Source organism: uncultured Campylobacter sp. (assembly GCF_938017615.1).
In the GTDB taxonomy this organism is placed as follows: domain Bacteria; phylum Campylobacterota; class Campylobacteria; order Campylobacterales; family Campylobacteraceae; genus Campylobacter_B.
On record NZ_CALIJA010000126.1, the window covers coordinates 1 to 7,298 of the forward strand.

Sequence of the window (7,298 nt, forward strand, 5' to 3'; positions counted from 1 at the left end):
AATATCATAGAATAAAATATAAAGCATAGCCTTGTCATTTCAACTCCCCATATAGTTTATTATAAATTTCTTTCATTTTTCCTCTTGGATTGCACTCTTTATCTTCCATACAAATTTTAAGTTCATCGTAAAATCCGCAATACTCATGTGCAGATTCCGAATCCATACTACATATTTTTTTAAAGCTCTTTAAAACTCTATCTGTATTTCCGGTGAAATACAGATCTTCCCAATTAAGGCATAAGCAACTCGTCATTAAATTTGCATCGCAACTTTTAACAAGATAATTTATAGCTTCTTCGTCTCTATTTAATGTCAATAAAAGAAGCGCATTTAATTCGCAACTTAAATAACGCCTATCGTCGTCGCACTCTTTAGATAAAATTTCAACGAGTTTATTGCACGAGCTATATTTGCCTTCGCCATAGTCACAGGATTTCAAAAGCGTCCTTTGCTCTTCATTTTTAAAATTCTCTAATTCTATTAAGCTTACCAAAGGCGGTTGTGCCGCAACAGGAATCGCTGCAAATACCGCTATAAACGCAAGTATCGAAATTTTAAGATAGAATTTTTTCATTAGTACTCCTTGTTTTAAGCGACGATTATATTTAAAAATTTTTAGCTGCTTCTTAAAATTTAAGAGGCACGGCGGTGCAATAAGTGCGCCGTAATCCCACCCGCCGCCCACACTTAAATGAAATTTTAAAATTTCACAGCCCGCTACGCACGAAAGCTCTATAATCCGCCGTAAAATTTCACTCGCAAGTGGTCTAAGTTGCGCAGGTATAATCCGCCGCCTTACTTCCCGTCTAAATTTAAAATTTCACTCGAAATTTCATCTATCGTCGCGTTGAAATCCTCCGCCAGCGCGCGCTTTAGCTCCTCTTTCGCCGCCATCATATCGCGCACGATCGCGGCTTCAAACTCCTCTCGGTTCAGCGCCTCGTCGCCCTTGGCAAACGCAAAATCCAGCCCAAACCACGTAGCCACGGCAAACGCAGGCACGCACACCACCGCGCCCGGGCCGCATACGAGCCCCGCACTACCGCTTGTTGCGCTGGCGCCCGCCTTGGTAATGGTCTTCGCGCCCGTCTTGGCCGCAGTTTTAGCGAGGCTCTTACTTATCAGCTTTGCGCCCAGCACGCCGCCCAGCGCCCCTAGCCCCGTCCCGCTCGCGCGATACGCCTTGCTTTTTAGGCTGAAGCTCTGCGTGACGTTGAGATCAACTTTCGCGCCGTATTTTTTGAGCGTAAAATTTAGCGAGCTCTCATAATTCTTGACGTTTGCCGCAGCGATTTTAGCGATGTTTTCGCCAAAATCTTTCGGGAAGCTTTCGCTTACGAAGAGCGTAAATTTCTCATTCAGATACGCCCCCGCGTCATCGTCCCACACGCCGTGCCACAGCACCAGATAATCGCTCAGAAACGAGTAATTAAAATCCGCCATTTTCTGCGCACTAAGCCTCGCGCCCTCGTCGTAAACGGCATCGATGTAGCTATTCAGCGCGGATGCGGCGTTTGCCTCCGCGGCGAAGCGCGTGGCGTTTAGCTCGCCTCTTAGCGTGTCCGCCTTGCGCGCGCTTAAGATCAGCCGCTCGCCGCTTTGCAGCACGATCTGCACGCTCGTCTCGACCGCGCTTTTAGGATGTACGCCCTCCGCTCCGCTGCCTGCCGTGCGCGTCTGCGCGGCGCAGATCAAACACAGCGTGACGTAGGCAAGCGCGAAGATCGTGCCGCTAAAGCGCCCTATTTTGGGCGTGGCTGCTGCTCGCGGCATAAAAAGCACGAAGGCACAAATATGCAAAATCGCGCAGTAAAAGAGAAAATCTCCCGCGCAGATCAGAAACAAAAGAGCGATTTTTAGCGCGCTAGGGCTCTGCGACAGCGCTAGCTCAAACAGCGCGTTTTTGTAAAATTTCAAAGCGTAAATTTCATTTAGTAGAGCGGATCTGAAGTGCGCTTGCGGCGCGGTAGATTTTAAAATTTCAAAAATTTCAGCTACCGATGCGGGGCCGGTCGCGGACTTTTCAGCTAAATTGTCGGCGGACGCGTTCGGTGCGGCGGGAGTTGGAGCTAAATTTAAATTTTGCGCTGCGGCTGAGCTTGCTGTAGAATTTTTAGCGTTGATTTGCGGCGCAGCGACGGGATCTGCCTTAGAATTTTCAGCCGAGACCTGCACCGCCCTGACGGAGCTCGCTTTAAAATTTTCGGGCGAAGCGGTGAGATTTTTGGCGGCGTTCGGTGCGGGCTTCACGGCATTGATCGTCCCGGAATTTCGCACAACTATGGCGGCGTTGTTCGTCGCGGAATTTTTAGCGAATTTAGCGGCGTTATTTGTTGCTAAATTTCCGACGGGCGCGGAAGCGTCGTTTGTCGCGAAATTTTCAGCGAATGCAGCGGTGCGGGCGGACGAAGTAAAATTTATCGCGGAATTTTGAGAGTGCTCGATTGGATCCGCAGCGTCCGCAAGCCGCAAATAGGCCAAATTTATGGCGAAATTTACCGCTACGGCAAGCGCGGCGAGCAGCAAAATGCTAAGTTTGAGCGATAAAATTCTAGGATTTTTAATCTCTTTTAGGCTGAGCTTCAGCACCGCCAGGCGCATCAGAGCAAGAGCTGCAGGCAGCGCCGCGAGCGTCACGAATAGCTCCGCGCCGCGCAGATCCGCTAAGCCTAGCGCCAAAGTGATGCTTAAGAGGATCGCGCCCGCGAAGGCCAAAATCCCGCTTATGAGCCTGCCTCTAAAAATTTTAATCAAAGTCCCGCCGCTGCGAAATAGCGCCGCGTTGGCGCGCTGCTTCGCCTCGTAAAAAAAGCTAAATAGCACCCGAAATAGCGCGTAAGCCCAAAACGCCGCCAGCGCGCAAAAGCCCGCGTCACTGAAATCCTGCGCGTAAAGCGCGAAGCAAAAAACGCTAACGATCAGCGCTAGCCTAAGCGCTATTTCACAGATCCAGCGGCGCGTCGTCGTCATCGAGCCTGTTTGCCTCATTGATCTTTGGAATGCCCATCTCTTCGATATTTAAAGGCGGCGCGGGTTTAAATTTTGCCTCGTCCTGCCGCCGCTCTTGCGCTTCAAAAAACGACCTGCCGCCATCGGCACTATCATCACTCTCAAAATACGAGGCATCCTCTCGCTGCGTACTCTCCGCTCCTTGCGACGCGCCCGCTACATTCTCTGCGCCTTGCGATGCGCCTTTTGCACCTTGCCGCGCGCCTTTCGTGCCCCGCGATGTGTCTTTTACGCCCTGCGGAGTACCTGCTAACTCTTTATGCGCTTCTGTTTCGGGCGCGACACTGCCCGCTCTCGTATCATCTAAATTTTGCTCCTGAAATTCTTGCTTTTGAGGTGTGTCCTGTGCCGCGTACCGCGCCTCTGCTAAGCCCTGCTCTGCGCTAAGCTTAGACTCGCCGTCTATCTCCTCGCCGTCATGCGCATCGCTTTGGCCGAAACTAGGCATCTCATCAAAATCGATATTTACGCTGGAATTTCGAGCGCTAGCAGAGCTTTCGTTTAAACTTACGCCGCTATTTTGCGCTTCATTAAAATTTTGCGCTTCATTAAAATTCTGCGTTAAATTTTGCTGCAAATTTTGCGCTGCATCGGGATTCGGCATATCTAGGCGCGGCGCAGTAGGCTCCTCAAAACCCTGATCTTGTAGCTGAGAGACGTAGTCGAGATTGTCGTTTTCGTTAAAGATCGCGCTCTCGCTGGGTTCGCCGCCGAAGCTCGTATCGACGAAGCGGGTAAATCTGCCCTGAAAGCCCACCTCGATCGTCCTGCCCGCCTCGCCCGAGCGGTTTTTGCCGACGATGATTTCGGCTTTTTCCTGATAGTCGTTGCGCCTAAATACGGGCTCGCCCGCGTCCTTGCCCTCGGCCTCCAACCGCGAAATGCGCTCGCGCTCCATCTGCTCTTTATAAACCTCGTCGCGATAGACGAAAAGTATGATGTCGGCGTCCTGTTCGATCGCGCCGCTTTCGCGCAGATCGCTTAGCATCGGGCGTTTGTTCGAGCGCGCCTCGAGCGAGCGATTTAGCTGCGACAGCGCGATGATCGGGATGTTTAGCTCGCGCGCCAAAAGCTTGAGCCCGCGCGAAATTTCGGCGATTTGCAGATGGCGCTCGGAGTAGTTGCTCGTGCTCGTCATAAGTCCGATGTAATCGATCACACAAAGCTCAATATTGGCGTCCGCGGATTTGAGTTTACGCAGCTGGGTGCGGACTTGGTGGATGTTCACGTAGCCGCTGTCATAGACGAAAAGCGGCATATTCAGCACCGCGTCGCAAGCGTCGTTGAAACGCGTCCAGTCGTCGTCGCTGAGCTTGGCGCTCATTATGTCGCTTAGCGGGATCGAGCTAAGCGCGCTTAGTATGCGATACATCAGCTGCACAGAGGGCATCTCGAGCGAGAAAAATACGACGCCTTTGCCGCTTTGCAGCGTTTTCATCATCAAATTTAGCGCAAAAGCAGTCTTGCCCATGCCGGGGCGGGCGGCGATTATGATGAGCTCGCCCGGCTTTAGCCCCTTCGTGCAGTCGTTTAGGAAGCGAAAGCCGGTATCCAACCCCACGAGCTCCGAGCCTGCGAGCGCCTTTTGGCGTTTCAGCTCCTCTACTACGTCGGCGATGATCTCGTGCGATTTTTTGATGCCGCCGTGGCGCTCCTCGTCGATGAGCTCGTAAATTTTGGAGCTGATTTTATCGGCGGTGTCTTTGCTGCGCACGGCTTCGTTTACCATCGAAGGGATCTCGTGCGCGACCTTGATTAGCGAGCGCTTGATCGATTTTTCGCGCAGCTCAAGCGCGTATTTTGGGGCATCGACTACGCCGCTAGTGGCTACGACCTCGGTAAATGCGCCATCGTCGTAGCGCTCGGCTAGCCATTTTTTAACGAAGCTCGGCGCGATCGGCTCGTTGTGCGAGGAGCACTTGACGATCGCCTCGTAGATGTCGGCGTGCGGCTTGTAGAAAAAATCGCCGACCGAGATTATCTCGCTCAGCTCGCCGTATGCGTCCTCGTTTTGCAAAAGCGAGCTTAAAATCGCGCGCTCCATATCCAGATCGTATAAATTTGCAGGCACATTCTGCTTCGTTGCCATCGCTTCCCCTCGTTTCGCATTTAAATTCTATAAAATTTCAAGCTCGCTTCCACAAATCTCTGCGGCGCGATAATTTTAAATTTTATAGAATTGAAATCTCGCCTCTTAGCAAAATTCTATCGGGCAAAATTTTATAATTTGAGCCGCTTTAAATTTTGCTATCTAAAATTTCATCCTCAGAATTTTCGCCTTTAAAATTCCGTCAATTTTAAATTTCCCCCTTTGAAATTTTGACTCTTAAAATTTCGCTCGCCTTAAATTTAGGTGCAGGACGAAATCCAGCCGGATGAAATTTCGTGGCGTATCGGAATTTCATCCGTCAAGATTCCGCTTTGCGGCACGGAATTCTACCGAGGCAAATCCTGCGAGTAAAATTGGCGAGCGCATAGAGCCTGCGCCTAAATTTCATAGACAGCATAAAATTCTACCACTTAAAATTTCGCGCGGTAAATTCTACTCTATAAAATTTCGCTCCAACTCTCGAAATTAAAATTTTGAAATGAAATTTCAAAGCAAAATTCCGGAGCTAGGATTCTAGCCCGAATTTCAAAACCAAAATTTTAAACTCAAAAATTTCACGCGAAATTTCAGCGTTAAAATTTCAAGCCTAAAATTGCAAACCAAAATTTTAAGCTGCATTTCCAAAGGCTCAAATTTAAAAGCGCCGCCTAAGGATGAAATTTTAAAATTTCAAGGCGCCGCCTCAAAGCGCAAATTTCAAAATCTCACGCTAAAACGAGCCGCACCGATGAGCCCGAGAGCACCTTAAAATGCCGAGCAAACTACAACTAACCCAAGCGCGCCAAAATTCAGAGCCGAGCCGCCCAAGAGCCACGAATCATAGCGACATTTAAGCTGCTAGGCGCCCCGCAGCTCTCACGCTCCTTCGCGAACCCGCACCTCGTCCTCGACCTCTTGCAAAAACCGCTCCACGAGCTTGCTCTCATCGAGTTTGGCGACCACTTCGCCGTGGCGCATCACGATGCCGCGCCCGTTGCCGAACGCGATCGCCACGTCCGCGCCCTTCGCCTCGCCGATCGCATTTACGACGCAGCCCATGACACTGATATTTAGCGGCGTTTTGATGTGCGCGGTTTTTTCTTCGACGATTTTGATCGCGCTTAGCAGGTCGCTTTGCAAACGCCCGCAGGTAGGGCACGAGATGATATTGACGCCGCTTTTTTGCACGCCCGCGTCCTGCAGGATCGCGCGCGCGACGCGGATCTCCTCCTCAAGCTCGCCCGTGATGCTCACGCGCATCGTATCGCCGATACCCTCCATCAAAAGCGCACCCAGCGCGATCGCGCTCTTGATGCTCGCGTGAAATTTCGTCCCCGCCTCGGTCACGCCCAGATGAAAAGGATACTCGCATAGCGGGCGCAGCGCGCGATACGCAGCCACCGTGCTTGGTGCGTCCGAAGTCTTAAGCGAGATCGCGATGTCGCTAAAGTCCTCATCCTGCAGCAGCGCGGCGTTATACAGCGCGCTTTGCACCATCGCCTCCACGCTGCGACCGTATTTCTGCTCAAACTGCTCCTCAAGCGAGCCCAAATTTACGCCGATGCGGATAGGCAGGCTGCGAGCTTTGCACGCGCGCACGACCTCTTTGATACGCTCCTTGCCGCCGATATTGCCCGGATTGATGCGGACCCCGTCGACAAACTCCGCAACCTGCAGCGCCAAGCGAAAATTAAAATGGATATCCGCTACGATGGGAAGCGGCGAGCTTTTTTTGATGCGTGAGAGCGCGTCTGCGTCCTGCTTATCGAGCACGGCGCAGCGCACGATGTCGCAGCCCGCGAAATACAGGCGGTTTATCTGCTCTAGCGTGCCCTCCACGTCCTTCGTTTTAGAAAAGCTCATCGACTGCACGGAGATGGGCGCGCCGCCGCCGATTTTGACGGAGCCGACGGAGATTTGGCGGGTCGGATAGCGATTTTTCAAATTTAAGCCTTTAGAATTTTTTGCGCTATTTTATTCAAAACGGGGTTAAAATTTAATAATTCGCGCTCGCTAGCCGCCGCTAGAATTTCGCCTACATAATTTCACTCGCTAAATTTTACTTTTACGCTCCGCTAGTGGACAGTTTGCGCGTTTAAATTTAAAACCGCGCTTGCGTCGCGCTAAACTTTGCGGGGCTTTGCAGAAATGGCTAAATTTGCGAGCCTTATAAAGACGGCTAAATTTAAAGGCGCCG

At 51.1% G+C, this 7,298-nt stretch carries 6 protein-coding genes; 2 read left to right on the plus strand and 4 right to left on the minus strand.

The window, feature by feature from the left end:
• Window positions 1-34: 34 nt before the first annotated feature.
• The 3 genes from Q0620_RS06480 to Q0620_RS06490 form a co-directional block, all read right to left on the minus strand.
• Window positions 35-577, minus strand: coding sequence for a hypothetical protein (locus Q0620_RS06480; protein WP_298783873.1), 543 nt, complete (start codon window positions 575-577; stop codon window positions 35-37).
• Window positions 578-798: 221 nt separating this feature from the next.
• A complete protein-coding gene (locus tag Q0620_RS06485; protein ID WP_298783876.1) occupies window positions 799-2,991 on the minus strand; it encodes a hypothetical protein in 2,193 nt (730 codons plus the stop codon).
• On the minus strand, window positions 2,945-5,101 hold the full coding sequence (locus tag Q0620_RS06490; protein ID WP_298783878.1) for a replicative DNA helicase: 2,157 nt from the start codon (window positions 5,099-5,101) through the stop codon (window positions 2,945-2,947). The genes Q0620_RS06485 and Q0620_RS06490 overlap by 47 nt, the downstream gene beginning before the upstream one ends.
• A 286-nt stretch (window positions 5,102-5,387) precedes the next feature.
• On the opposite strand from Q0620_RS06490, the gene Q0620_RS06495 reads away from it, so the two are divergent.
• Window positions 5,388-5,591 carry a hypothetical protein gene (locus Q0620_RS06495; protein ID WP_298783881.1) on the plus strand — a complete coding sequence of 68 codons (204 nt, stop codon included), beginning with the start codon at window positions 5,388-5,390 and terminating at the stop codon, window positions 5,589-5,591.
• 123 nt (window positions 5,592-5,714) lie between these two features.
• Window positions 5,715-5,870 carry a hypothetical protein gene (locus Q0620_RS06500; protein WP_298783883.1) on the plus strand — a complete coding sequence of 52 codons (156 nt, stop codon included), beginning with the start codon at window positions 5,715-5,717 and terminating at the stop codon, window positions 5,868-5,870.
• Between the two features lie 107 nt (window positions 5,871-5,977).
• On the opposite strand, the gene ispG is transcribed toward Q0620_RS06500, so the two are convergent.
• Complete coding sequence (ispG, locus tag Q0620_RS06505) at window positions 5,978-7,045, minus strand: flavodoxin-dependent (E)-4-hydroxy-3-methylbut-2-enyl-diphosphate synthase (protein ID WP_298783885.1); 1,068 nt, start codon at window positions 7,043-7,045, stop codon at window positions 5,978-5,980.
• Window positions 7,046-7,298: the final 253 nt, after the last annotated feature.